Source organism: Saccharopolyspora aridisoli (assembly GCF_004348445.1).
In the GTDB taxonomy this organism is placed as follows: domain Bacteria; phylum Actinomycetota; class Actinomycetes; order Mycobacteriales; family Pseudonocardiaceae; genus Saccharopolyspora; species Saccharopolyspora aridisoli.
Genome location: NZ_SMKV01000001.1, coordinates 55,721 through 79,636, shown reverse-complemented (window position 1 = coordinate 79,636; position 23,916 = coordinate 55,721). Strand labels below are relative to the sequence as shown.

Genomic DNA, 23,916 nt, shown 5'->3' with positions numbered 1-23,916 from the left:
CTGCCTCGTCAGGAGTGGGGGTAGCGGGCGAGGCAGAAGATCTTGAGGCGGTCTGCCAGGACGCTGAGCGAAGTGGCCGCGTGGTGGTCGGGGTCCCACGCCGCGTGGAGCGTGATGCTGAGGTCGTCGCCCCCGGGTCGGGTGATGCGGAGGCCGTGGAGGTCGAAGCGGGGGTCGTCCGAGACGACCGCGATGCCACGGCCCGCTGCCGCGAGTGCCTGGGCGACCTGGGCGTTGCCGCATTCGACGGGCTCGGCCAGCGCCTGTCCGCCCTCGGCCAGGGCCTGGTCGAGCAGTTGCCGTGGCCGGAAGGTGGGGTCGAGCACGACCAGCGGTTGCCCGGCGAGCTCGTCGAGATCGACGGCGTCGCGGTCGGCCCACGGGTGATCCTGCGGCACGTAGGCCCACAGCGGCAGGACAGCCAGCGTCCGCGTGCTCCAGGGGGCCGGTGGCTGCTGGGCGACGATCGCGAAGTCCGCTCCTCGCCGCAACCGGTCGAGGGCTTCGGGACCGCTCGACTCCTGCACGGTCGGCAACGGGTCCTGCGGCCCGAAGGTGGCCAGGAACGGGGCGACGACGTCGGTCAGCGTGGTGGGGCTGGCCGCGATCATCAGGTGCACGAGCCGTCCCGCCGCCAATGACTCGGCGGCCGCTGTGGCGGCATCGGCGCGGTGCAGCACGTCGCGCACGACGGGGAGGAACCCGCGACCGGCCGCGCTGAGCTCCAACCTCCCCTCACGACGGTCGAACAGCATCACCCGCAGCTCGCGTTCGAGCAGGCGGATCTGCCGGGACAACGCCGGCTGGGTCACGTGCACCCGCTTGGCGGCCTCGCTCACGGTTCCCGCTTCAGCGACGGCGACGAAGTACCTCATGCTGCGCAGCTCCACACCTGCGAGTATGCCCGCACGTACTAGGTGGCGTGCGGAACAGGCATTCGACGGCATGGCCTCGCGTGCCGAGGATGGGGTCCATGACCGCCATTCCCGACGCGGGCCTCCAGCAGAACCGCCACCTCGTGACCGAGATCCCCGGTCCCCGTTCGCGCGCGCTCATGGCGCGCAAGGAAGCCGCCATCGCCCGAGGCGTCGGCACCACCATGCCGGTGTTCGCCGCGCGCGCAGCCGGTGGTGTCGTCGAGGACGTCGACGGCAACGTGCTCATCGACCTGGGCTCCGGCATCGCCGTCACGACCGTCGGGACGAGCGCGCCCCGCGTGGTCGACGCCGTCGAGCAGCAGGTGCGGGAGTTCACCCACACCTGCTTCATGGTGACTCCCTACGAGGGCTACGTCGCCGTGGCCGAGCGGCTGAACAGCCTCGCTCCTGGGACGCACGAGAAGCGCTCGGTGTTGTTCAACTCGGGCGCAGAGGCCGTTGAGAACGCCGTGAAGATCGCCCGCGCAGCCACCGGCAGGTCAGCGGTCGTGGCCTTCGACCACGCCTACCACGGCCGCACGAACCTGACGATGGCGCTGACGGCCAAGGCGATGCCCTACAAGCACGGCTTCGGTCCGTTCGCCCCTGAGGTCTACCGCGCACCGCTGTCCTACCCGTTCCGCGACGGCCCGGACGTCGACGGCCCGGAGGCCGCCCGTCGCGCCATCGAAGTCATCGACAAGCAGGTCGGATCGCAGAACCTCGCGGCGCTGGTCATCGAGCCGATCCAGGGCGAAGGCGGGTTCATCGTGCCCGCTCCCGGTTTCCTGCCCGCGCTGCAGCAGTGGTGCCGCAGCCGCGGCGTGGTGCTCATCGCCGACGAGGTGCAGACCGGGTTCGCCCGCACCGGTGCGATGTTCGCCAGCGAGCACGAGGGCGTGGTCCCGGACCTGCTGGTCAGCGCCAAGGGCATCGCCGATGGTCTCCCGCTGGCGGCGGTCACCGGAAGAGCCGAGATCATGGACGCCGCGCACGTCGGCGGACTCGGCGGGACCTACGGCGGCAACCCGCTGGCCTGCGCGGCAGCGCTGGCCACGATCGACACGATCACCGAGGACGGGCTGATCGAGCGCGCCCGCGAGATCGAAGCGCTCGCCCTGCCCCGGCTCTCGCGAGTGCGCGACGTCGACCCGCGCGTCGGCGACGTGCGCGGCCGGGGCGCGATGCTGGCCGTCGAGATCGTCGAGCCGGCGACGGCGGCACCCGATCCCGAGCTCGCCCGCGCGGTCGCAGCCGCCGCGCACGCCCAGGGCGTGATCGTCCTGGTTTGCGGGACCCACGGCAACGTCCTGCGCTTCCTGCCGCCGCTGACGATCAGCGACGAACTGCTCCACGAAGCCTTCGACGTGCTCTCCGCCGCGTTCGCCGACCTCCGACCCTGAAGGAGCGATCACGTGCTCTCCCCCGACACCCTCGACACCGAACGCGCGCTCCACATCGCAGGGCGGTGGCAGGCCGGTCGCGCGGGCCGGTTCGACGTCGTCGACCCCGCCACCGACCAGGTCCTGGCCACCGTCGCCAACGGCGCGGCCGAGGACGCCACCGCTGCCGTCGACGCCGCCTCCGCCGCAGCCGCTTCCTGGGCGGCGACGCCACCCCGGGAACGCTCCGACGTGCTGCGCCGCACCTACGAGCTCATGCACCGCGACCACGACGCACTCACCCGGCTGATCACGGCGGAGAACGGCAAGTCCCTGGCCGACGCGCGCGCCGAGGTCACCTACGCCGCGGAGTTCTTCCGCTGGTTCGCCGAAGAAGCCGTGCGCGCGGAAGGCCGCTTCTCCACCGCGCCCGCCGGAGGCGCCCGCACCCTGGTGACCTACCGGCCCGTGGGCGTGGCGGCGCTGGTCACGCCGTGGAACTTCCCCGCCGCCATGGCGACCCGCAAGATCGGGCCTGCGCTGGCCGCGGGGTGCACCGTCGTGCTCAAACCCGCTGCGGAGACACCGCTGACCGCGTTGGCTATCACCCGGCTGCTGGCCGAGGCCGGTGTCCCGGACGGGGTCGTCAACCTCGTCCCGACCGATGACGCGGCCGCGGTCGTCGGCACGTGGCTGGCCGACCCCCGGGTCCGCAAGCTGTCCTTCACCGGCTCGACCCGCGTCGGGCGGTTGCTGCTGCACCAGGCCGCCGATCGCGTCGTCAACACCTCGATGGAGCTAGGCGGGAACGCGCCGTTCGTCGTCGCCGCCGACGCCGACCTCGACGCGGCCGTGGAGGCTGCGATGGTGGCGAAGTTCCGGGGCGGTGGGCAGGCTTGCGTGTCCGCCAACCGGTTCTACGTGCACGCCGACGTCGCCGAGGCGTTCACCGCGCGACTGGCCAAGGAGGTCGAGGCCCTGCGCGTCGGTCCCGCCGACGACTCGGGCAACCAGATCGGCCCGCTGATCAGCGCCAAGGCGGTCGCCGACATCACCGCGCTGGTCGACGACGCGCTCGCGCGCGGTGCTCGCATCGCCGCGCGGTCCGAGGTCCCGGACGGCCCGGGGTTCTTCCTGGCCCCGACCGTGCTCATCGACGTGCCCGCCGACGCCCGAGTCGTGCGCGAGGAGATCTTCGGTCCTGTCGCGCCCGTCGTCACCTGGCACGACGAGGACGAGCTGCTGCGCACCGTCAACGACACCGAGATGGGTTTGGCCGCCTACGTCTTCGCCGGTGAGCTCCAGCACGCCGTCGACCTGGCCGAGCACATCGACGCGGGGATGGTCGGCATCAACCGGGGCGTCGTCTCCGACCCCTCCGCCCCGTTCGGCGGCACCAAGCAGAGCGGACTCGGCCGGGAAGGGGGCCACGAAGGCCTCCACGAGTTCACCGAGACCCAATACCTCAGCCTCGCCTGGTGAAGCCCCACCCCCGCTGCGCCCTGACCGGATTTCCACGGAGGTCCGGTCAGGGCCGGTTCAGGTGGAGCGGGGTGAGTTCGGGGTATAACCGGTAGGCCCAATCCGCGGAGGTTGCCGGTTGCGAGTCGACGATCTGTTGCGCGCCCCGAACTCGCGCTGGACCTGCGGGTGCGCGGCCAGGTGGACCGGCCCATCCGCTGGGTCCACACGATCGAGGTGCGCGCTCCGGGGAGGTTCCGCCACCCACTTGCTCATCCGCGTGAGCAGCCGGTACCCGAAGATCGCGATGAGCACCGCCAGCACCGCGTAGGCGGCGGAGAAGCTGGCGACGCCGTCGGAGTCCGGCAAGCGCGCCGCCGCGGAGATCGTGGCCACCCAGTCCGAAGGAGGCCGGAAGTGACCGAACCCATCGGCCCGGTGGACGCCACACGCGTCCCCCGATACGGCGGAGACACCACGTTCGCCCGACTTCCCCGCCTCAGCGAGGTCGGCGACGCCGATGCGCTGGTGTGGGGCGTGCCGTTCGACACCGGGGTCAGCTACCGGCCGGGTGCACGGTTCGGCCCCAACCACGTCCGGCAGAGCTCCCGGCTGCTGCGGCCCTACAACCCGGCTCTGGACGCCCAGCCGTTCGCGGTGCGGCAGGTCGCCGACGCCGGCGACGTGGGGATCAACCCGTTCGACATCGACGAGGCGATCAGCACCATCGAGACCGCAGCCCGGGACCTGTCGGGAACGCGGCGAACCCTGCTCACCGTGGGCGGCGACCACACGATCGCCCTGCCGCTGCTGCGCGTGCAGCACGAGCGGCACGGGCCGGTCGCGGTCCTGCACTTCGACGCGCACCTGGACACCTGGGACACCTACTTCGGCGCTCCGCACACGCACGGCACGCCGTTCCGCAGGGCCTCCGAAGAGGGGCTCATCGACTTCGAGCACTCGATGCACGTGGGCATCCTGGGTCCGCTGTACTCGCGGCTGGACCTCGACGACAGCGAGCGGATGGGCTTCGCCGCGGTGCACTGCCGCGACTTCGCCAGGACCCCGCTGGACACGATCATCGAGCGGATCCGGGCCCGGCTGGGCACGCGTCCGGTGTACGTGTCGGTCGACATCGACGTGCTCGACCCCGGTTTCGCGCCGGGCACCGGCACTCCCGAGGCGGGCGGGTTGTCCAGCCGCGAACTGCTGGAGGTCGTGCGCGGTCTCGACGGCCTCAACCTCATCGGCGCCGACCTGGTGGAGGTGGCGCCCGCCTACGACCACGCCGAGATCACCGGGATCGCGGCGGCTCACGTCGCCTACGAGATGCTCAGCGTGCTGCCCAACGGAGGTGCCTGATGCGCGCGGTTCACGACGTCGTCGACGGCAAGTCGGTACCGCCGAAGGCGGGCGGACCACCGACCTGATCGACCCGGCCACCGGCGAGGTCTTCGGCACCGCCCCGCTGTCCTCGGGAACCGACGTCGACGCCGCCTACCGGTCGGCGGAACGCGCGCTCCAGGAGCGGGAGCTGAGCACTCCGGCCGGACGCCACCGGCTCCTGCTGCGGCTGGCCGCTGAGATCCTGCCTCCCGGTGTGCTCACGTGGTCTGCGGTGACCGCGACACCGGCCGCGCTGTCGGCGACGCCGGTTCCTCCTTCGCCCACCGTCATCGGCGCGCGCCAGTACGACGGGGTCGTTCAGGAGGAGGTCTTCGGCCCGGTGCTGACCGTGCAGACCTTCCGGGACGAGCGGGAGGCGCTGAGCCTGGCCAACGACGTGGAGTACGCGCTGGCCTCCAGCGTGTGGACGACCGACCACGGCCGAGCCCGGCGCCTGACACCCGGATCAAGCACGTCATGCACGAGTTCGCCTGAGGACCTACTCCGCTGGGGTCGCGCCGGGGTCGAGGAGTTGGGCGAGGTGCAGACCGGGCCTGCTCGGGGCGAGCTGGTCGACTTGCCGAGCGCACGAGAAGCCGTCGGTGAGCACTGCGACGTCGCTGCCTGTGTCCCGGAGCGCAGGCGCGAGGGCGTTCTCGGCGACGCGCATGCTCACGTCGTAGTGCTCAGCTTCGAAGCCGAAGTTCCCGGCCACGCCGCAACATCCGGTCGCGTCGACGACCTCGCCGACCCCGGCCGCCTCGAGAGCTCTCCGCTGCGCTGCGGCTCCGAACACCGAGTGCTCGTGGCAGTGCGTCTGGAGCACGGCCCGCTCCGGCGCGGGCCGTGCCTGGGACGGCACCCAGCCTCCCGACACCCGGTCGGCGACGTGGGCGGCGAAGCTGCGCACGCGCGAGGCGACGCGCCTCGCCTGCTCGGTGTGAACGAGTTCGGGCAGGTCCTTGCGCAGTGCGGCGGCGCAGCTCGGTTCGACGACGACGATCGGCCGGTCCGTGCCGTCGTCCAGCGCGGCGGCCGTCTTGGCGAGCAGGCGCTTGGCGGTGCCGAGCTGGCCGGTGGAGATCCAGGTCAGGCCGCAGCACGCGTCCGCCGAGCACGCCACGGTCTCACCGGCGTCGCCGAGGACGCGGGCGGCGGCACCGGCGACCTCGGGCCGGAACCCCCGGGTGAAGGTGTCGACGAACAGCACCGCCGAGCCCCGGGCGCCGGCGTCGGTGATCTCGCGGCGCCACTCCCCCGCCCGGGCGAACCGGGGCAGGGCGCGCTTGGTGGTGATCCCGCCCGCTGCCGCCGCGGCCTTGGCCAGCGGTGTCGCCAGGACCGCGTTGACGAGGCCCGGGACCCGGCCGGTCAGCTTCATCCAGCGCGGGAGCCAGCCCAGCGAGTAGTGCGATCGCGGCCTGCGGCGACCCCGGTAGTAGTGGTCGAAGAACTCCGACTTGTAGGTGGCCATGTCCACGCCCGTCGGGCAGTCGGTCGCGCACGCCTTGCACGACAGGCACAAGTCGAGCACCTCACGGGCCTCCTCCGACCGCCAGCCCTCCTCCACCGTGCGGGCACCCCGGACGACCTCCTGCAGCACGCGGGCACGGCCTCGCGTCGAGTCCTTCTCGTCCCGCGTGGCGCGGAAGCTCGGGCACATCACGCCTCCGGCGTCCGCGCGGCACCGGCCCACGCCGATGCACCCCTGCACGGCGTGGACCCACGGATCGCGCCCGGCCGACGCCGGGCTCAACTCGAAGCTGGTGCGCCATTCGCGTTCCGGCACGCCGGCGAGCGCCAGGTGGCCGTCCATCGGGTCGGGATCGGTCACCGAGCCGGGGTTGAGGATTCCCGCGGGGTCCCACAGCTTGCGGCACTCGGCGAAGGCGGCCATCACCTCGGGCGAGTACATGATGGACAGCAGCTCGGATCGGGCGCGGCCGTCACCGTGCTCGCCGGAGAGCGAACCACCGTGCCGGACGACGAGTTCCGCTGCCTGCCGGGTGAACTCGCGGAAGACCCGGCGGCCCTCGTCGGTGCGCAGGTCGTAGGTGATGCGGATGTGCATGCAACCGGCGCCGAAGTGGCCGTACATCACCCCGGTGAGGTCGTGCTGAACCAGGAGTTCGCGGAGATCGACGAGGTAGTCGGCGAGCCGTTCCGGCGCGACCGCGGCGTCCTCCCAACCGGGCCAGGACTCACCGCCCGAGGCAAGGCGAGAGGACAGACCCGCGCCGTCCTCCCGGACCCGCCACAGCGACGCGCGCTCAGCGGGGTCGGCGGCCTTGCGGCCCTCCACGAGGCGGCCGTTCTCGCCGAGCCGGTCGAGCAGCCGGTCCGCCTGGGCGCGCACCGATCCCGGATCGTCGCCGTCGAGGTCCACGAACAACCACGCCTGCCCCTCGGGCAGCCCCAACACGGAATCGGGGCCCCGCCGGTGGCGCATCGTGGCGACGATGGCCTCATCGGTGCCTTCGACCGCGGCCGGGGAGAACTCCAGGATCGTCGGGACGTCGCGGGCGGCGTCGACCACGTCCTGGTACCCGAGGCAGACCAGCAGCGCGCTGGCCGGTTTCGGGACCAGCTCCATGCGCGCGCCCACCACCACGGCCCACGTCCCCTCGGAACCGACGACCGCGCGAGCCATGTTGAACTTCTCCGGCAGCAGGTTCTCCAGGTGGTAGCCGGAAACCTGCCGGGGGATGCGGCCGAGTTCGAGGCGGAATGCGCTCAGGTGCTCCTGCGCGAGCCCGGCCAACGAGGCGACGAGAGCGTCCGCTCGCTCCGCGGAGGAGGAGTCGGCGGGATCGGTGGCGCGCAGACCTGCTTCGGTCGCCGTCAGCCGCGCGCCGTCCGAGGTCACGAGGTCGATCTCGGCGACGTGGTCGGACGTGCGGCCGTAGCGGACGGAGTGGTTGCCGCACGCGTCGTTGCCGATGGCCCCGCCCACCGTGGCGCGGTTCTTCGACGAGGGATCTGGTGCGAACGTGCGGCGGCCACCGGTGCCGCGCTCGACCTCGCGTGACAGCGTCGCCAGGACGACGCCGGGTTGCACGTCGACCGTTCCGGCGTCCTCGTCGATGGCGCCGACCTGGTCCATGTGCCGGGAGAAGTCGAGGACCAGCCCGGAACCGACGGCGTTGCCCGCCATCGAGGTCCCGCCGCCTCGCGCGGTGATCGGAGTCCCGGTGGCCCGACACGCCTCGACGGCTGCCACGACGTCGTCGACGGTGCGCGGGAACACGACTGCCAGCGGTTCGACGCGGTAGTTGGAAGCGTCGTAGGAGTACTCGGCGCGCCGGCGGGGTGACCCGTCCACCGGCACACCGGCTTCCGCGAGCGCCCGGAGCAACGTCGACTCCGGATCGCTCCCGCTGTTGACATCACCTCGCTGCGGCGTCCCGGCGGCGGACACCGGACGGCCGGCGGAATCGGTCATGCGTCGAGTCCCTTCGCGCGGACGAGAGCGGTCGCGGTCGGCTCCCGTGCTGCACGGTACCGACTCTCCCGCGCAGCACAGGAGAAGTCATCGCGGTGCGTGTCGGCAGCTGACATCCACAGTGGACGATACCGGCGCAGCACGAGCGCACGCCCAGGGCTTTCGCCCCTGGTGGGCTTCATGAACCGCAGGTGCTCCCGGTGGCCGGCGACCGGCCGTGGAGGGGATCAACGGCTACGCGTGAGCCCACCGATTGCCACGGAGAACTGGTCGCGATGGCGCTGCGAGGCCGTCCGAGCAGCGCTGGGGACCGCCCGCGCGACGGGGTCTGGTGTGCGGATCGAACCTCGGGCCACCGCGCGTACCGACGCCGCCACCGAGCGTGTGCGCACTGCATCCGCACGGATCTTCGGCGGTTTCGACACCGTGGCCGGGGTCGCCCCGCGCACCTGGGGGCTCGTCCCGGCGGGTAAACTCGCTTCCCGCTCCGGCGAGCTTGACCAGCGCGAACGTCGTCGCCCGATGCTGCGAGCAACGGCAACACCCCCAAACCCGCAGCGCACACGTCCGCCGGTGATCCCCGCGCAGCGGCCCAACCCGTCCCCACGCCGCCGACACAGTCACGGAGACCTCTTCCGAAGCACGAGCGTCATGTCGGTCCCGGCGTCACGGTCTTCCTCCCCGCGACGGCATCACGCGTGCCCACAACAGGTCTTCCCACCGTCGTTTTCCCAGTTCACGGAGTCACCGATTGTCTGAATCACCCACCGCGCCGTCCGATCAACGGCGGCCCGGACCGGTCCTGCACGTCTCGCTCGCCCTGGCGCTGGCAATCGCCGTGTGGGGCGCCGCCGCCGGCGACTCGCTCTCCCGCGTCGGCTCCGCCGCGCTCGACGGCATCACGCGCGGCTTCGGCTGGGCGTACCTGCTGGTTTCGCTCGGGTTCCTGGCCTTCCTGGCCTTCCTCGCGTGCTCCCGCTACGGCAGCCTGCGCCTCGGCCGCGACGACGAGCGGCCCGCCTTCCGCCGCGTCACCTGGTACGCGATGATCCTCTCGGCGGTGATGGGGATCGGCCTGATCTCCTACGGCGTCACCGAGCCGATCTCCCACCTCGCCGAGCCACCGCACGGCCTGGCGCAGCCGATGACGCCGGGCTCGGCGGTCACCGCGATGCAGTTCTCGTTCTTCGACTGGGGCCTGCACGCCTGGGGCATCTTCGCCGTCGTCGGGCTCGCGATGTCCTGGTCGATGTTCCGCCGAGGTCGTCCCGGCCTGGTCAGCGCCCTGTTCCGGCCGCTGCTCGGCCGTCGCGTCGATGGAGTCGCGGGCGGCGCGATCGACGTGTTCGCGGTCCTGGCGACGCTGTTCGGCACCACCACCTCGCTCGGGCTGGGAGCTCTGCAGATCAACGGCGGGTTCACCGCCCTGTTCGGCATCCCCACCTCCCGACCGGTGCAGTTCGCGATCATCGCGGTCATCACGCTGCTGTTCACCGCCTCGGCGCTGACCGGCGTCGCGCGCGGGATCCGGTTCCTCTCCGAGACCAGCATGGGCCTGGGCGCGCTGCTGTTCGTGTTCGTCCTGGTCGTCGGGCCAACCATCTACCTGGTCGACCTCTACGTGCAGTCGATCGGCCGCTACGTCAGCGAGCTGGTGTCCACGAGCCTGATCACCCCGGCCAACGGCGACCTCGACTTCATGCAGTCGTGGACCTACTTCATGCTCGCCTGGTGGCTGTCCTGGGCGGCCTTCGTGGGCGTGTTCCTGGCCCGGATCTCGCGGGGCCGCACGATCCGGGAGTTCGTCGTGGGCGTGCTGCTGGTGCCCAGCGTGGTGTTCTCGCTCTGGTTCACCGCCTTCGGCGGCACCGCGATCCACGGCGACCTGGTCGGCCGCACCAAGATCGCGGTGGCCGCGGCCGGGGACGAGAACTCGGCGTTCTTCGCGACGCTCCAGTCGCTGCCGCTGTCGACGGTCACCTCGCTGGTGACGATCGTGCTCGTCGTGCTGTTCTTCGTCTCCGGAGCCGACGCCAACACCTTCGTGCTCAGCATGCTGACCAGCCGGGGCACCGAGAACCCGCCCTCGTGGATCCTCGCCCTGTGGGGCGCGGTGACCGGTGCGGCGGCGATCGCGCTGCTGGCCGCGGGCGGTCTGGACTCGCTGCAGCAGATGGTGATCGTCAGCTCGGCGCCGTTCCTGCTCATCCTCATCGGCGTCGCCGTCAGCTTCTGGAAGGACCTGAGCACGGAGTTCGTCCCGCGCCAGGTGCCCGTGCCCGCCGAACCGGAACCGGCCGAGGAACGAACGCCGCAGACGCTGCACTAGGTCCTGCTCGAGGATGCGGCGGGAGCCGCTGTTGCGGGTGTGGGACTCACCCGGCACCACCGCGGGTTCTGAGGTGGTCCTGCTGTGAGGACGCGCCGGCGTGGTGCATTGGCATGCACGATTCGGCGCGCCCGGAGCAGGAGGACCACCTCACGTTCCGCTGCCCGCACCGCCACGCGAAGCAATCCCTCAACCGCTGGCAAGTCCTTGCCGACTGATCGACGGCGACGCATGCTCGGGTGCGGTACAGCAGAGCGAAGGAGACACCGCTATGACCGACAGCGTCCTGACGGAGTTCGCCGACGGGGTAGTTCTGATCACCATCAACCGCCCCGAGGCCCGCAACGCCGTCGATCGCTCGGTCGCCGACGGCATCGCCGCCGCCATCGACGAGTTCGAAGCACGTTCGGACCTGACCATCGCCATCCTCACCGGGGCCGGTGGCACGTTCTCCGCGGGCATGGACCTCAAGGCCTTCACCCGCGGCGAACGGCCCAGCATCCCCGGCCGGGGTTTCGGCGGCCTCACCGAGAAGCCACCGACGAAGCCGCTGATCGCTGCGGTCGAAGGCTGGGCGCTGGCCGGCGGCTGCGAGCTCGCTCTCAGCGCGGACCTCATCGTGGCGGCCCGCGACGCCAAGTTCGGGTTGCCCGAGGTCAAGCGCAGCCTGGTCGCCGCCGCGGGCGGGCTGCTGCGGTTGCCCAAGACGCTGCCCTACCAGCTGGCGATGCAGGTCGCGCTCACCGGTGACCCGCTCACCGCCGAGGTCGCCCACCAGCACGGCATGGTCAACGCACTCACCGAACCGGGCCACGCCCTCGACGAGGCCCGCGCGCTGGCCGCGCGGATCGCCGAGAACGGGCCGCTCGCGGTCCGCGCCACCAAGCAGATCGTCGCCGGCGCCGTCGACTGGACCGACGCAGAAGCGTTCAGCCGCCAGTCCGAGATCGCGTCACCGGTCTTCCGCTCCGCCGACGCCCAAGAAGGCGCCCGCGCCTTCGCCGAGAAGCGCTCACCAGTCTGGCGCGGCGCCTGACCAGGCATGGCCCACGGCCCGTCGTTCCGCGTGTGCGGATCAACGGGCCGTTCGCACATCTCCGAGCGCCTCAACCCCTGCCAGGACCTGCGGTGTGACGGTGCGCAGGAACGGTGGGATCGTGGCCAGGACGGCGACTGCGAACACCAGCAGCGCGGCGCGCATGCCGAAGAGCTCCGCGAGCAGCCCGACCGCACCCGCTCCGACGGGCATCGCGCCCCAGCTGAACAGCTGCGGGTGCTCGAGCCCTCTCGTCAGCCGGGTTCTTCGCCGAGTTCGGCCAGGACGGCTCCGGTGTGTTCGCCGACGTCGGGGATGCGGTCCATGCGGGGTGCGCGGCCGACCAGGGTCACCGGGGGTTGCAGAGCTCGCAGGGGGCCCACGGGCGAATCGACCTCGTGCCAGCGGTTCCGGTCCGCGAGTTGGGGGTGGTCGGCGAACTCCTCCACCGTGCGCATCCGGGCATTGGCGATCTGCGCGCGGTCCAGGCGTGCGACGACCTCCTCCACCGCGAGGTCGGCGAACGCGGTCTCGATCGCCGTGGTGAGGTCCCGTTCGTTGTCGACGCGATCAGGGTTGGTCGCGAACCTCGGGTCCTCCACCAGCTCGGGGAGCGCGAGCACTTCTCCGCACAGCTTCCGCCACTCGCGGTCGTTCTGGACCGCCAGGAACACCTGCGCTCCCCCACCCGTGCGGAACGGGCCGTACGGGGCGATCGCGGCGTGCCGCGCACCGGTGCGCGCAGGCGACTTGCCGCCGTAGACCGTGTAGTAGTAGGGAAACCCCATCCACTCCGCGAGGGCGTCCAGCAAGGACACCTCGAAAGCGCTTCCCTCGCCGGTGCGTTCGCGCTCGTAGAGGGCGGTGAGCACACCGGTGTAGGCGTACATCCCGCCCGCGATGTCGGCCACCGAGATCCCGGACTTCGCGGGCTCGTCGCGTCCGCCGGTGATGGAGACCAGCCCGGCTTCGCACTGGACGAGCAGGTCGTAGGCCTTCTTGTCCCGGTACGGACCGTCGCTGCCGTAGCCCGACAGGTCGCCGATGATCAGCCTCGGGTGGCGGGAGCGCAGCTCGTCGGCGCCGAAGCCCAGCCTCGCCGCCGCGCCCGGCGCGAGGTTCTGCAGGAACACGTCGGCCTTGGCCAGCAGCTTGTCCATCGCCCGCCGCCCCTCGTCGGACTTGAGGTCCAGGACGACGCTCTCCTTGTTCCGGTTGAGCCACACGAAGTGGCTGGCCATGCCGTTGACCGTGGTGTCGTAGTCGCGGGCGAAATCGCCGCCGGCCCGTTCGACCTTGATCACCCGCGCGCCGAGGTCGGCCAGCTGCCGGGTCGCGAACGGGGCGGCCACGGCCTGTTCCAGGGCGACCACGACGATGCCCTCCAGCGGAAGCATGGGCTTTCCTCCCGGTGTCGAACGACGCAGCGCTAGTGGGTGCTGCGGCGGAGTTTCACGCGATACGAGTACTGCTCGGGCAAGAAGTGGTTGATGGCCAGCTCAACGGGCTGCTGATCGGTGGTGAGGTAGATCCGGTCCACCCGCAGCAGCGGATCACCGATGCCGCACCCGAGCGCGTCGGCGAGCGTCTGATCCGCGGAGGCGGCCGTGATGCTCTGCTCGGCTTCGGCGATCGGCACTGGCAATCGCGTGTCGAGCAGGCCGATGATCGTCGCGTCGCTGACAGCCCCCGCCTCCCCCAGCTCCGGCACGTCGCCGAGCGCGGCAGCCGCCGCCGGGTGCAGGTGCACCGTCGTGTGGCAGAAGGAGTCGCCCTCGTGGGTGCGGCGGAAGACCACGGTGTGCACGACGTCGCTGTCCAACCGGAGCCTGCTGGCCGCGTCGATGTCGACCTTGCGCCGCAACGGCCGCAGCACTTCGAGCTGGGTGTCCAGCGACAGCCCCATGAGGTCCTCGATGGAACCGAACTGGCGCAGGTACTGACCGTCCCGGGGCGCGGCGAACGTTCCCCGGCCGGGGACGCGGTAGACCATGCCCTCGGCCACGAGGTCGTGGAACGCGCGACGCACCGTCTGGCGGCTGACCTCGTACTCGTCGGCCAGTTCCGCCTCGGTGGGCAGGCGCGTGCCGTCGACGTAGCGGCGTTGCAGGATCGCCTGCCGCAGTTCGCGGGCGAGGACCTTGTACGCCGCTTCGCCGCTGTGCTCCCTGGTGCTCATACCACCTCCCGAAAACCCGTCGTCCGTCCCGAATCGCGATGGTCCGGGGTTGCTCATCCATCGAGGCCCCCGCGCGCGACCAGCTGGGAGGCGATGACGTTGCGCTGGATCTCGTTGGTGCCCTCGCCGACGATCATCAGCGGCGCGTCGCGGAAGTAGCGCTCCACGTCGAACTCGGTGGAATAACCGTACCCACCGTGCACGCGGACGGCGTCGAGGGCGATCTCCATCGCGGCTTCGGAGGCGAACAGCTTGGCCATGCCCGCTTCCATGTCGCACCGCTGGCCGCTGTCGTAGCGGTCGGCGGCGTGCAGCACCAGCTGGCGAGCGGCGGTGTACCGGGTGGCCATGTCGGCGAGGTGGTTGCCGACGGACTGGTGCTTCCAGATCGGCTTGCCGAAGCTCTCCCGTTCCTGCGAGTAGCGCAGCGCGTCGTCGAGCGCGGCGCGCGCCACGCCCAGAGCCCGGGAGGCGACCTGGATGCGGCCGATCTCCAGGCCCTTCATCATCTGGGCGAAACCGCGTCCTTCCTCACCGCCGAGCAGCGCGTCCACGGGCGCGCGGTGGCCGGTGAACGACAGCTCGCAGCTCTCCACGCCCTTGTAGCCGAGCTTGGGCAGGTCCTTGGAGACCGTGAACCCCTCGCCGTGCTCGACGAGGATGATGCTGATCCCCCGGTGCCGGGGTTCGGCCTCCGGATCGGTCTTGCACAGCAGGGCGACCAGCTGCGATCGGCGGGCGTTGGTGATCCAGGTCTTCGAGCCGTTGATCACGTAGTGGTCGCCGTCGCGGCGCGCGCTGGTGGTCAGCCCCTGCAGGTCGGAGCCGCCGCCGGGTTCGGTCAGCGCCATGGTCGCCCGGATCTCGCCGGTGGCCATCTTCGGCAGGTAGCGCTGCTTCTGCTGCTCGGTGCCGAAGGTGTGGATCAGCTTGGCGACCACTGTGTGCCCGCCCATGGCCCCCGCCAGGCTCATCCAGCCGCGCGCGAGCTGCTCAGTGACCTGCACGTAGCACGGCGTGGACACCGCGACCTCCCCGTGGGGTTCGGGGATGGCCAGGCCGAAGATGCCGAGCCGCTTCATCTGCTCGATCAGCTCCTCGGGGTAGTCGTTGGCGTGCTCCAACTCGCGAGCGACCGGGCGCACCTCGCGGTCGACGAAATCGCGGACGGTGTCGACGATGGCCTGCTCTTGTTCGTTGAGGCTGTTCACGCGGGTTCCTTCTCGTGATCGTGGATGGCTTCCCCGGGAAGGTGCTCGGCCAGGACCACCGCAGCCCGCCTCCAGTCCACATCAGACAGCAGAGCGGGGACGTCTTGGCCGCAGTCGGCGATCTTGACCCTCATGTCCTGCTCGGACGGTGGCCGACCGGGTGATCCCGGCGGCAGCTGCGAGGCGACGGCGTGCCGCGTCCCGTCCGCCAGCGTCACGGTGATCTCGACCTGTCCGGCGAGAAGCCAGTCCCCACCGGTCGTTTCGATCCTGTTCACGAGCTTCAGGAGCCGCTGGGCTTCAGGTCGGTTGACCGACCGGTCCGTGAAGCTGCCGAAGCCGGGGTGGTCGTCCAGCAACGCCGTGGCCACGGCGTACTCCATGCTGAACTTGCCCTGCAGACCGGTGTTCGGGCGGTGGTGGATCAGCGGCTGCACCGTGCAGGCTGGAGTGCGCACCTCGATCTCGGTCACCTCAGCCGGGGTGACCGGTGCGGGGAGCTGTTCGCGCAGCGCGCTGATCGGCCGTTGCAGCGCGTAGCAGCAGGGGAACATCTTGATCGCCAGACCTCCGGGAACCGCGGGCCCGGTGACCTCGATCCGCTCAGGATCACCTCCGACCAGGCGCAGCCAGGCGTCCAACGCGGTCGGGTCGGCCGTGGCACCGGCGGCCGCGAGCCTGGCGGCGCGAACACCGGCATCCGCGGCGAACCCGACCTGCAACGACTTGCCGGAGGACCCGAACGCTCGCTGCACGCCACCGGCGGCCGGAACCGCCAGGGCCATCGCGGTCGCGGTCTGCTCGCGCGACAACCCGAGAGCCACGGCGGCGCAGACGGCGGCAGCCGGCGCACCGGCGGTGCAGGTCGCGTGCCACCCGCTCGCGTAGTGCGACCAGCCCAAAGCCGTCCCGATCCGCGCCATGACACCCGCTCCGGCCAGGTAGGCGCGCGCATCACCGCCCGCCGCGAGCGTCGCGGGCACGCACACCACGCTGATGTGGGCGGTCGACTCCATGTGCAGGTCGTCGAAGTCCAGGACGTGGCCCACCGCCGCCCAGCGCGCTGCGTCCGGCAACCCGGCGGAGATGCGCACCAAGTCGTCATCGCGGGCAGCGAGGGTGACGGCGAGGGTGTCGACCAACGAGCGCTGCGCGAGTGCCAGGTCCTCGACATCGGGGACGAGTTCGTGCGCCCATCGCGCCAACGTCTCAGCGGCCGAGTCCATCCGCGCTCCCGCTCGTGCGCAGCCCGTGCCACGCGAGCCCGGAACGGGATCGCCGCAGAACACCGCGCAGGTCGACGACAATGTACGGCCAATACTGCAAGCGCGTACGCGAGCTGTCAACGCCCCATTCAGCGCTGGTTCTACCGGAACAAAGCCCATTGCTCCCATCGCGTTTGACACTCCCCAGGTCCAGCGGGAAACTATCGGAGCTTTGGCCGTACATATCTGAATGCCGTTTCCGGCATCCGGCCGGTGTCACTTCCGGCTCGATTCGCAGACCCGCCAGCACGCCCGACCGCAGCACCCAGCCAAGGCGGACCTCCCCTCCGAGGCGCGACCGTACGACCGGCCAGCGCACGAGGTGATCCGCTCCGGAGCACGGGTCTGCGGTCACGACGCGCCGGGCCGGAGGCGAACTCGTCCTGCCGGAAGTGCCCTGCGCCACCGGCCGGAATTCGTGGCCGTACCAGTTGTTGAACGGCATGCGCGACCGTGCGACGTCCGGAGAGCAGCATGCACGTGCCTTCGAATTCCGCGAACCCGCGGACCGATCCCCCCGCGTCGCCGGAGATCGAGTCCCGGCTGGCGACGGTGGTGGTCATCGGCGGTGGGCAGTCCGGCCTGTCCGCGGGCTACCACCTGCAGCGCCGTGACTTCCGCAGCGCGCTGGACCACCCCGAGGCCGCCGAGACCTTCGTCGTGCTCGACGCCGGTCAGGCGCCGGGCGGGGCGTGGCGGCACCGCTGGGAGTCGCTGCGCATGGCGACCGTGAACGGCATCTTCGACCTGCCCGGGTTCGCCCAGCCACCGGTCGACCCGGACGAGCCCAGCCGCGTGGCGGTGCCGCGCTACTTCAACGCCTTCGAGGAGGAGACCGCGCTGCCGATCCTGCGGCCGGTGACGGTCACCGCCGTCCGCCCCGGTCGCGACGGGGCCCTGGTGGTGGCGACCGATCGCGGGTCGTGGACGACGCGCGCGATCATCAACGCCACCGGGACCTGGTCCAACCCGGTCCTGCCCCACTACCCCGGGCAGGAGACGTTCACCGGCAACCAGCTGCACACCCGCGACTACGTCTCCGCCGAGCGGTTCGCCGGATCGCGCGTCGCCGTCGTCGGCGGCGGCATCTCCGCGCTGCAGCAGCTGGAGGAGATCTCCCGGGTGGCGACCACCTCCTGGTACACCCGCCGCGAGCCGGTGTTCCGGGACGGTGCGTTCGACAGCTCCGCCGGGCGCGAGGTGGTGGCGAAGGTCGCCGCCGACGTGGAGGCCGGCAGGCCCACCGGAAGCGTCGTGTCCTACACCGAACTGCTGTGGACGCCGTACGCGCTGGCCGCCGAGGCACGCGGCGCGCTGCAGCGCCACCCCATGTTCACCGCGATCGAACCGACCGGTGTCCGCGAAGCCGACGGAACCTTCACCCCGGTCGACACGATATTGTGGGCCACCGGGTTCAAGCCCGCCCTCACCCACCTCGACCCGCTCGGGCTGCGCAACGAGCTCGGCGGAATCCAGGTGCGCGGCACCCAGGTCGTCGGCGAACCACGCGTCCACCTCACGGGTTTCGGCCCCTCGCAGTCCACCGTCGGCGCCAACCGAGCGGGCCGCGAAGCGGTCACCGCCCTCGTCCGGCGCTTCCGCAGGCAGGACGCGGAGGACCTCACCCGAGCTCGAACCCGCGAAACGCACCACGACTTCTTCGTGCGTTCGACCGGCGAGCTGCCACGAGCTCCTCGATCTCGCTGAAGATCGGCGTCTCACGGCTTCAGGAGGTCTCGGCGATCGGGAGCGGGTCAGGTGGTACTCCTGGTTGGCCTGCGGGGGTAAGCGGTGGCATCGGTGGTGTAATCGGCGTTCCCGTACTCGGCGAGCCGTTGCTTGACCGCGCGCGTGGTGTAGTCGTCGGCCAGTCGTCGAAGCGCGGGCTGTTCGGCGGCGATCACCATCGCCACGAACCGGCCGAGCACGAACGGCGCGGTGGCAGCAACGCAGGCGGCGTCGACCGGTCCGAACTGGACGCTCATGGCCTCGGCCCGCTTGAGGTCGCCGCCGCAGATGCCCAGGAAGAAAGCCCTGCTCCAGCTGCGCTCCACGGTCTCGGAGAGCTGGTCGAGCAGCGAGTTCCCCTGCCGGAGATCGGCGCCCATGGTGGAGCGGACCAGCTCCCCGCAGGTCGCGTCGTCGAAGCCCCGGCGAAGCGTCGCCGCCCGCGCGTGGAAGACCTCGATGATCTCGGACGCCGTGGTGGGCAGGAGTTCTTCGGGCAGTCCGAGCAGGAAGCACCGGTACCGGCTGAACTCCAGCATCGCGCGCTCGCGCGAGGAGAACTCGTCGCGGCCGGCGCTCTTGGCGAGCACCGCCGCCAGGTACATGTTGAACAGACCAGCCGGCATCTGATCAACCTGCGGCACCGGCACCCCGTACACCTCGGGGTCCCACCCCTCGGGACTGGTGAGCGCGTTGCAGCGCACCATCGAATGCATCAGCCGCACCATGGCGGCGGCCTGGAATCCTTCCCCGTAGCGGCCCAGGGCTCCCGGCAACGTCGTCACCGCGAAGAAGTTCGCGGTCTCGTTGACCCGGCGGGAAGCCCGGCGCCCGGTGAGCGCACCGGTCAGCGCCATCGGGAGGGCGGCGTAGGTGTTGATGAAGGTCGCGAGGAACGCGCCGCGGGTGATGTAGGGAGACAGGAACGCCGCCCCGATGCGCAGCTGCCGCGCACCCTCCTCGACCAGCTCCACGTCGACCCAATCCGGCGTCGCTTCCATCGATGCGATGAACGCGCGCAGCTCGTCGGGGGCATCGGGGACGGAATCAACGCCCGACCTGCACGCCTTCCGCAGCATGTCGATCAGGCCCTTGGCGCCGTACTGCTTCGCCAGGGCCGCGTAGGGGTCGGCCACCACGTCCCCGAGCATGGTGGTCGTGCGGATCAGCTCGACGACCCGCTCGTCAGCGAGGACGGAGTCGCGATCGGCGATCCAGGCGGGCAGGTCGGACTTCACCTCCGGGTCGGTCGTGAAGCGGTGCGGGGTGCTGTCGAATTCGATCGAGCCGTAGAGATCGGGCAGCAGCCGGCGTTGCTCGCGGACGCGTTCGGCGAGTTCAGGATGGTGGAGCGCCATTGCGACACCTCAAACATTCAACCTGTTCGTACTAAACTGACAGGTTGTCAGTTAGAGTGTCAAGGGTGACCGGATCCCCCAGCGCGCGCAAGCGGATGAGCGCGGCCGACCGCCGCGAGCAGATCCTCGACGTCACGCATGACATCGTCGACGCGGAGGGATTCCACGCCGCGACCCCCAACCGCATCGCCGAGGCCGCGGGCATCACCCGCCCGGTGCTCTACCAGCTCTTCGGCGACATCGCGGGCCTGTTCGTCGCGCTCGTCGACCGCGAGTCCGAGCGCGCGGGAAGCCAGTTCGCACGAGCGACCTCGCAGCTCACCGGGAATTCGGAGGACGACCGACTCGTCAGCACGTTCTGCGGCGTGCTCCACGCCGTCGACGAGCATCCTGCGACCTGGCGGCTGTTCCTGTTCCCGCCCCAGGGCGCTCCCCCGCGACTGCACCAGCGACTCGCCGAATCCGAAGAGCTCGTCCTGCAGTTCCTCCAGCAGGAGCTCGAACGGACCTTGCCGCGCATGCCCGACCCGGAGTACACCGCCCGGATGGTGCACGCCTCCGGGCGCGAACTGCTGCAACGCCGCCTCGTCGATCCCACCAACGCCACAACCGAACGCCTCGTGGCCCTCGTCCGGCACGTGCGCAACGGGGGGCTGTCGACGCGAACCCTGCCGACGTGACCAGCGCCGCCAGCACGGGAGTTCCGCGCCGGCGGCGCTCCGGTCAGAGGGATGCGGGCACGACCAGGAAGCTCCAGGCCAGGACAGGGCCGATCCCGACGATTCCTGCGGTGTAGCCGATGATCTGCTTGTAGAAGCGGTCCCGGTCGACACCTCGGGCGTTGCTGAGCACGAGCGCGCCGTTGGTGGAGAACGGCGAGGTGTCCACGATCGTCGTCGAGATCGCCAGGGCCGCGACGAGCCCGACCGCGCTGAGGTGGCTGGCCAGCAGCAGCGGCACGGCGATCGGGATGATCGCGGTGAGGATCGCCGTCGACGAGGCGAACGCCGACACCACCGCCACCACCAGGCACAGCAGCAGCGCGACGAACAGCGGAGCTCCCATTCCGGCGGCGCCGTGCGAGATCGTCTCGATCGTGCCCGCCTTCTCCAGGATCTCCACGTAGGTCACCATGCCCGCGACCAGCAGGATGGTCGACCAGCTGATCCCCTCGACCGCCTTGGACTGGTTCTCCATGTCCACCAGCGCCAGCACCGCACCCGCGATCAGGGCCAGGAACCCGATCTCCAGGTGGAAGACCAGCGCCCCCACCACCAGCGCCGCAAGCGCGACCAGCGTGAGCCCCTGCCGCCACGTCACCTTCGGCTCGGGCGCGGCCTGCGCGCCCTCCGCGACCGGCTCGGCAGATGCCTCCGGTGCCCTGCGACGCAGCAGCAGGAAGGTCAGCACCGACAGCAGCACGTTGAACCCGAAGCTGGCCAGGAACAACCCCAGCGGTGACACCGCGAGCGGGGTGTCACCGACCATTCCCAGCACGAGCGCACCCGAGACCGCGATCGGCGAGAAAGCCCCGGCGTGGGCGCCGCTGATGACCATCATGCCGATCATCAGCTGGCTGATGCCGTAGCGGTAGGCGAAGTTCATGCCGATCGGAACCAGCAGCGCCACCGCAGCCGGTGTGAAGGTGCCGAAGGCGGTGAGCACCGCCGCGACGCCGAACAGCACCCACGGCACGAGCGCGGCCTTGCCGCGCACGAGCTTGATCCCGCCCCGCACCAGCAGGTCGATCGTGCCGTTGCGCTGGGCCACCGAGAACAGGTAGGTGACACCGACGATCGTGACGAACAACGAGACGGGGAACCCCTCGAAGATCTCGTCCTCGGTGAGCCCGAGCGAGGAGGTGCCCACGAGGAACGCACCGATGAAGGCCAGGATCCCGATGTTGATCGGTAACAGGGTCGCGACGACGAACATCACGCCGAGCGCGCCGATGGAGATCATTTCAGCAGACATCATTGTCCTTGAGGTGGGAAGCAGGCGGAATGCTAGGCGGGAATCGACTCGGGAACCACGATGTCGGCCGCGCAGAGGATGCGGGCGGCGCGGCGGACGGTGACCCGCCGCGGCCCCGACGTGGTGAGATCACCGCTGGTGACGGCGATGACACCGGCTGCAGTAGCGATCCGGAGCTCGGTCGCGCCCGGGGCGCTGGAGGCCGAACGGACGACGGAACCGTCGAGCATGTTGGCGACCGCGACGCCGACCGCCGAGGTGAGCCCGATGGCCGGGTGCGGGGCGTTCATCGACAGCATCCGCACCGACACGTCGTGCTCGGCGGCGGCGACCTCGTCGCCCAGCTGGGTCCGGTAGGCGCGCGGCGGCCCGACGACGCCGACCTTCGGCACCGCGTCGTCGACGGCCGCACTGGATGAGGTCAGACCCATCCGCTCGGCCGCGCGGTGCCGGAACCGCCGCAGCGGTTCCACGAGGTCGGCCATCTCCCGGAGGCTTTCGGCGCCGGTGAGGCCTTCGGCGTCCAGCAAGACCATCGGCGCACCGGCGTCGATCATCGTGACCCGGGCCCGCAGCCCGTCGATCGCCCACTCCTCGACCACGTCGCCCGCGGGCAGCAGCGCGCCGGTGGTGCCGCCGGCCGGGTTCAGGAACGTCAGCCCCACCGCCACTCCCCCGGCGCGGGTTCCCGGAACGGTCTGGGTGCCGAACTCGGTCACCTGCCCGTGCGGCGTGTCCACCTCCGCTTCGAGGACCGCGCCCGTGTTGGTGTTGCGCATGACCACGCAGGTGCGGTCACCGCTCACCGGAACCAGGCCCCGGGCGACCGACCACAGCGCGATCGCGGTCGCGCAGTTGCCGCAGTTGCTGCCCCACTCCACGCGTCCGACCCCGATGCCGACCTGCGCGAACAAGTAGTCGACGTGCACGCCGGGCATCGCGGAGGGCCCCACGACCGCGGCTTTCGACGTGGTCGGGGTGGCACCGCCGATGCCGTCGAGCTGAACGGGATCAGCGGCACCGTAGGCGTTGACCAACAGCGCCTCGATCTCGCTCACCGAAGTGGGCAGCTCGGCTTCGTCGAACAGCCAACACTTGCTGGTGCCGCCTCGGACCAGCGTTGCCGGAACGTGCACGCCAACCTTCTTCCTCGCTCCGAATCGTTGGCGCTCACCCTGACAAGACCAGTGACTTCAGTACAATGTTCATGTTCTTACGCTGACTTAAGCAGAGCTAAAGGCTTTCGGGAGGCTCGGTGCTCGACGTCCGCAGGGTGTTGCTGCTGGTGGAGGCCGCCGAACTCGGTTCGCTCACCGCCGCCGCCGACGCGCTGGCCATCACGCCGTCCGCCGCTTCGCAGCAGATGTCCCGACTGGAAGCGGAGGTCGGACAGCCGTTGTTGCACCGCTTGCCACGCGGAGTCCGGCTCACCGATGCCGGGCACGCGCTGGTCGAGCGCGGCCGCGCCATCCGCCGCGAACTCCGCGGCGCGCAAGCGGATCTGGAATCGCTGGCCCAGCTCGACCAGGGCACGCTGCGCCTCGGATCGTTCCCGACGGCCAGCGCCTCGCTGCTGCCGCTGGCGCTGACCCGGTTCTCCCGCAAGCACCCGGGGATGCGGACCGCGGTGCGCTCGGCGCTGTTCGCCGAGCTGCTCGAACTCCTCGACACCGGCGAGGTCGAGCTGGCGCTGCTGTGGGACTACGACTGGAACCGCACCGACGAGCAGGCCCTGCACGTCGAGCACCTCCTCGACGACCCCACCGTCCTCGTCGTGCCCGCCAACTCCGAGCTGCTGGAGGAACCGCGCATCAGCCTGGCCGACCTGGCGAGCCAGGAGTGGATCATCCGCGCTGACAACCACCCGGTCGCCGAGGTGCTGCGGCGCAGTTGCCGCCTCGCCGGTTTCGACCCGAAGATCTCCTACGAATCCCACGACTACCAGGAAGCGCAGGCGATGGTGGCCGCGGGCTTGGGGATCGCGATCGCACCACGCCTGGCGTTGACCAACCGCCGCCACGACGTGCGGCTGGTGCACTTCGCTGACGACGTGCCCGCCCCGACGCGGCGAATCCTGTTGGCCCGCAACGCGACCAGGCCGCCGACACCGGCCGCCTCCGCCATGACCGAGATCATCCGCTCGGTCTCCCAGCGGTTCACCGAGTCCAACCTCCACCGCACCCAGCTCGGCACCGTGCGCACCGGCTGACACCGCGTCGCCGTAGAGCCGTCGAGTGGTCTCGCGCCT

At 70.8% G+C, this 23,916-nt stretch carries 20 protein-coding genes and 1 pseudogene; 9 read left to right on the top strand and 12 right to left on the bottom strand.

The genetic code is table 11. The features are described 5' to 3' along the window. Positions 1-8: 8 nt before the first annotated feature. Positions 9-875, bottom strand: coding sequence for a LysR family transcriptional regulator (locus tag E1161_RS00375; RefSeq protein WP_235874672.1), 867 nt, complete (start codon positions 873-875; stop codon positions 9-11). 98 nt (positions 876-973) lie between these two features. On the opposite strand from E1161_RS00375, the gene gabT reads away from it, so the two are divergent. Beyond that, complete coding sequence (gene gabT, locus E1161_RS00370) at positions 974-2,320, top strand: 4-aminobutyrate--2-oxoglutarate transaminase (protein WP_132618309.1); 1,347 nt, start codon at positions 974-976, stop codon at positions 2,318-2,320. Positions 2,321-2,332: 12 nt separating this feature from the next. After that, a complete protein-coding gene (locus E1161_RS00365) occupies positions 2,333-3,781 on the top strand; it encodes an NAD-dependent succinate-semialdehyde dehydrogenase (protein ID WP_132618307.1) in 1,449 nt (482 codons plus the stop codon). A gap of 57 nt (positions 3,782-3,838) precedes the next feature. Here E1161_RS00365 and E1161_RS00360 read toward each other — a convergent pair whose 3' ends face one another. Next, a complete protein-coding gene (locus tag E1161_RS00360) occupies positions 3,839-4,156 on the bottom strand; it encodes a hypothetical protein (protein ID WP_132618305.1) in 318 nt (105 codons plus the stop codon). A 21-nt stretch (positions 4,157-4,177) separates the two neighbouring features. Here E1161_RS00360 and speB point away from each other — a divergent pair, with 21 nt between their 5' ends. Continuing rightward, positions 4,178-5,122, top strand: coding sequence for an agmatinase (speB, locus tag E1161_RS00355; RefSeq protein WP_132618303.1), 945 nt, complete (start codon positions 4,178-4,180; stop codon positions 5,120-5,122). Positions 5,123-5,132: 10 nt separating this feature from the next. Here the strand turns inward: speB and E1161_RS28590 are convergent, their stop codons facing one another. After that, a complete protein-coding gene (locus E1161_RS28590) occupies positions 5,133-5,318 on the bottom strand; it encodes a hypothetical protein (RefSeq protein ID WP_408011918.1) in 186 nt (61 codons plus the stop codon). On the opposite strand from E1161_RS28590, the pseudogene E1161_RS28585 reads away from it, so the two are divergent. Continuing rightward, positions 5,229-5,546, top strand: a pseudogene (locus tag E1161_RS28585) (aldehyde dehydrogenase family protein); the annotation flags it as partial. The gene E1161_RS28590 and the pseudogene E1161_RS28585 sit on opposite strands and share 90 nt — an antisense overlap. A 99-nt stretch (positions 5,547-5,645) precedes the next feature. On the opposite strand, the gene E1161_RS00340 reads toward E1161_RS28585, so the two are convergent. After that, positions 5,646-8,588, bottom strand: coding sequence for an FAD-binding and (Fe-S)-binding domain-containing protein (locus E1161_RS00340; protein WP_132618301.1), 2,943 nt, complete (start codon positions 8,586-8,588; stop codon positions 5,646-5,648). 751 nt (positions 8,589-9,339) lie between these two features. On the opposite strand from E1161_RS00340, the gene E1161_RS00335 reads away from it, so the two are divergent. Together E1161_RS00335 and E1161_RS00330 are read left to right on the top strand one after the other, a co-directional pair. Beyond that, positions 9,340-10,917, top strand: a complete 1,578-nt coding sequence (locus E1161_RS00335) for a BCCT family transporter (RefSeq protein WP_132618299.1) — start codon at positions 9,340-9,342, stop codon at positions 10,915-10,917. 271 nt (positions 10,918-11,188) lie between these two features. Beyond that, positions 11,189-11,953, top strand: coding sequence for a crotonase/enoyl-CoA hydratase family protein (locus E1161_RS00330; protein ID WP_132618297.1), 765 nt, complete (start codon positions 11,189-11,191; stop codon positions 11,951-11,953). A 39-nt stretch (positions 11,954-11,992) separates the two neighbouring features. Here the strand turns inward: E1161_RS00330 and E1161_RS00325 are convergent, their stop codons facing one another. From E1161_RS00325 to E1161_RS00305, 5 genes are read right to left on the bottom strand one after another with little or no spacing between them, the layout of a single operon-like run. After that, complete coding sequence (locus tag E1161_RS00325) at positions 11,993-12,166, bottom strand: hypothetical protein (RefSeq protein ID WP_207920021.1); 174 nt, start codon at positions 12,164-12,166, stop codon at positions 11,993-11,995. A 41-nt stretch (positions 12,167-12,207) separates the two neighbouring features. Next, complete coding sequence (locus tag E1161_RS00320; protein WP_132618295.1) at positions 12,208-13,350, bottom strand: CaiB/BaiF CoA transferase family protein; 1,143 nt, start codon at positions 13,348-13,350, stop codon at positions 12,208-12,210. 32 nt (positions 13,351-13,382) lie between these two features. Next, entirely contained in the window at positions 13,383-14,132 is a 750-nt protein-coding gene (locus E1161_RS00315; RefSeq protein ID WP_132618293.1) for a GntR family transcriptional regulator, read from the bottom strand. A gap of 53 nt (positions 14,133-14,185) precedes the next feature. Further along, positions 14,186-15,343, bottom strand: a complete 1,158-nt coding sequence (locus E1161_RS00310; protein WP_132618291.1) for an acyl-CoA dehydrogenase family protein — start codon at positions 15,341-15,343, stop codon at positions 14,186-14,188. Next, positions 15,340-16,569 (bottom strand): MmgE/PrpD family protein, encoded by a 1,230-nt coding sequence (locus E1161_RS00305; RefSeq protein ID WP_132618289.1) that lies wholly within the window; start codon positions 16,567-16,569, stop codon positions 15,340-15,342. Before E1161_RS00305 ends, E1161_RS00310 begins: the two co-directional genes overlap by 4 nt. 570 nt (positions 16,570-17,139) lie before the next feature. Here E1161_RS00305 and E1161_RS00300 point away from each other — a divergent pair. Beyond that, the gene (locus E1161_RS00300; RefSeq protein WP_235874702.1) at positions 17,140-18,315 is read left to right on the top strand and encodes an NAD(P)-binding domain-containing protein; all 1,176 of its coding nucleotides are present in this window, start codon (positions 17,140-17,142) and stop codon (positions 18,313-18,315) included. A 47-nt stretch (positions 18,316-18,362) separates the two neighbouring features. Here the strand turns inward: E1161_RS00300 and E1161_RS00295 are convergent, their stop codons facing one another. Next, complete coding sequence (locus E1161_RS00295) at positions 18,363-19,694, bottom strand: oxygenase MpaB family protein (RefSeq protein ID WP_132618285.1); 1,332 nt, start codon at positions 19,692-19,694, stop codon at positions 18,363-18,365. Positions 19,695-19,759: 65 nt separating this feature from the next. Between E1161_RS00295 and E1161_RS00290 the strand changes: the two genes are divergently transcribed. Next, positions 19,760-20,374, top strand: a complete 615-nt coding sequence (locus E1161_RS00290; protein ID WP_207920020.1) for a TetR/AcrR family transcriptional regulator — start codon at positions 19,760-19,762, stop codon at positions 20,372-20,374. A gap of 43 nt (positions 20,375-20,417) precedes the next feature. On the opposite strand, the gene E1161_RS00285 is transcribed toward E1161_RS00290, so the two are convergent. After that, positions 20,418-21,668 (bottom strand): SLC13 family permease, encoded by a 1,251-nt coding sequence (locus E1161_RS00285; protein ID WP_207920019.1) that lies wholly within the window; start codon positions 21,666-21,668, stop codon positions 20,418-20,420. A gap of 32 nt (positions 21,669-21,700) precedes the next feature. Next, positions 21,701-22,804 carry a PrpF domain-containing protein gene (locus E1161_RS00280; protein WP_132618283.1) on the bottom strand — a complete coding sequence of 368 codons (1,104 nt, stop codon included), beginning with the start codon at positions 22,802-22,804 and terminating at the stop codon, positions 21,701-21,703. A gap of 119 nt (positions 22,805-22,923) precedes the next feature. Between E1161_RS00280 and E1161_RS00275 the strand changes: the two genes are divergently transcribed. After that, a complete protein-coding gene (locus E1161_RS00275) occupies positions 22,924-23,877 on the top strand; it encodes a LysR family transcriptional regulator (protein ID WP_132618281.1) in 954 nt (317 codons plus the stop codon). The last annotated feature ends 39 nt before the right edge of the window (positions 23,878-23,916 follow it).

Coding starts and splice junctions, on each gene's coding strand:
- E1161_RS00315 (WP_132618293.1), bottom strand. CDS start 14,132: ATGAGCACCAGGGAGCACAGCGGCGAAGCGGCGTACAAGGTCCTCGCC.
- E1161_RS00295 (WP_132618285.1), bottom strand. CDS start 19,694: ATGGCGCTCCACCATCCTGAACTCGCCGAACGCGTCCGCGAGCAACGC.
- E1161_RS00375 (WP_235874672.1), bottom strand. CDS start 875: ATGAGGTACTTCGTCGCCGTCGCTGAAGCGGGAACCGTGAGCGAGGCC.
- E1161_RS00285 (WP_207920019.1), bottom strand. CDS start 21,668: ATGTCTGCTGAAATGATCTCCATCGGCGCGCTCGGCGTGATGTTCGTC.
- E1161_RS00320 (WP_132618295.1), bottom strand. CDS start 13,350: ATGCTTCCGCTGGAGGGCATCGTCGTGGTCGCCCTGGAACAGGCCGTG.
- E1161_RS00325 (WP_207920021.1), bottom strand. CDS start 12,166: ATGCCCGTCGGAGCGGGTGCGGTCGGGCTGCTCGCGGAGCTCTTCGGC.
- gabT (WP_132618309.1), top strand. CDS start 974: ATGACCGCCATTCCCGACGCGGGCCTCCAGCAGAACCGCCACCTCGTG.
- E1161_RS00340 (WP_132618301.1), bottom strand. CDS start 8,588: ATGACCGATTCCGCCGGCCGTCCGGTGTCCGCCGCCGGGACGCCGCAG.
- E1161_RS00330 (WP_132618297.1), top strand. CDS start 11,189: ATGACCGACAGCGTCCTGACGGAGTTCGCCGACGGGGTAGTTCTGATC.
- E1161_RS00305 (WP_132618289.1), bottom strand. CDS start 16,569: ATGGACTCGGCCGCTGAGACGTTGGCGCGATGGGCGCACGAACTCGTC.